Source organism: Mesorhizobium sp. M4A.F.Ca.ET.090.04.2.1, assembly GCF_003999085.1.
Lineage (GTDB): Bacteria > Pseudomonadota > Alphaproteobacteria > Rhizobiales > Rhizobiaceae > Mesorhizobium.
Map to the genome: position 1 here is coordinate 1 of NZ_RZOT01000837.1, position 1,456 is coordinate 1,456.

The 1,456-nt window shown below is 68.6% G+C and carries 1 protein-coding gene; it reads left to right on the forward strand.

Annotated features, from left to right (window positions below):
- Nucleotides 1-469 precede the first annotated feature (469 nt).
- Nucleotides 470-1,456 (forward strand): hydantoinase/oxoprolinase family protein (locus EN781_RS32440; protein WP_145965787.1); only part of this gene is annotated, 987 nt, incomplete at its 3' end.

Sequence of the window (1,456 nt, forward strand, 5' to 3'; positions counted from 1 at the left end):
GATGGAACGGCGGACGAAGACCCTCGCTCTCCCACGGGCTTCAAGGCCCAAAGATGCTCCGGTCTCTCGTCCGCCACCGCACCTGCTGCAATAGCAGAGTCGGCACGGGACAAGTTACAAAGGTGCCCGAAGGGCGGATGAGGGGCCGCGCCGGCGCTGGACGATTCCTGCAAGGTTGGTGCCAAGCCACCCCCCTCTGCCCTGCCGGGCATCTCCCCCTCAAGGGGGGAGATTGGCAGCTTAGGTGCCGGCGCCCTCCTGCAGCGTTGGCGATTGGCGAAAGTGCAGGGGACATCTGATCTCCCCCCTTGAGGGGGAGATGTCCGGCAGGACAGAGGGGGTGCTGTCCCGCCAGCGTTCGGCAACTCATCGTCGCGCCACCCCCTTGGCCCATCTCTCCCGGCTTTATCCGCAACGCCATATCGGCTAAGGGCAGGCACCAATCCTTTTGCCCGGACTGCCTGCAAAAATGACCGCCAAGCCAATCCCGCTCTTCCTCGGCATCGACACCGGCGGCACGTATACCGACGCCGTGCTGTGGGCGGAGGAAGGCGGGCCGAAGGGCAAGGTGCTGGCCAAGGCCAAGGCGCTGACCACCAGGCACGACCTCGCTGTCGGCATCTCCGGCGCGGTCGACGCGGTGCTGGAGAAGGCCGGCACCGATCCGGCTTCGATCAAGCTGGTGTCGATGTCGACGACCTTGGCCACCAACGCGCTGGTCGAGGGCCAGGGCGGGCGCGTCGCGCTGATCATGATCGGCTTTTCCGAGGCCGACCTTGCCCGCGACGGGCTGAAGACGGCGCTCGGCAGCGACCCGGTGGTGTTCTGCCCCGGCGGGCATGACGTGCACGGCAATGCGGCCAAGCTCGACCTCTCCGGCCTCGAAGCAGCCCTGCCTGAGCTCGGCGGCTCGGTTTCGGGCTTTGCCGTCTGCGCCTACTTCGCCACGCGCAACCCGGCGCATGAGCTGGCTGCCCGCGACCTGATTCGCGAAAAGACCGGCCTGCCGGTCACCGCTAGCCACGAGCTGTCGGCCAAGCTCGGCGGCCCGCGCCGCGCGCTCACCACGCTGCTCAACGCCAGGCTGATCTCGATGATCGACCGGCTGGTGGCGGCGACCGAAGGGTTTCTGGAAGCGCGCGGCATTGCAGCACCGCTGATGGTGGTGCGCGGCGACGGCGCGCTGGTTTCCGCCGCCTTCGCCCGCCAGCGGCCGATCGAGACTATTTTGTCGGGCCCCGCCGCCAGCCTCGTCGGCGCCCGTCACATGACCGGCCTCGACGATGCCGTGGTTTCCGACATCGGCGGCACCACCACCGACGTCGCCGTGCTCGACAGCGGCCGCCCGCGGCTCGATCCGGAGGGCGCCACCGTCGGCGGTTTCCGCACCATGGTCGAGGCCGTGGCGATGCGCACCTTCGGCCTCGGCGGCGATTCCGAAGTGGCGCTGGAGGAC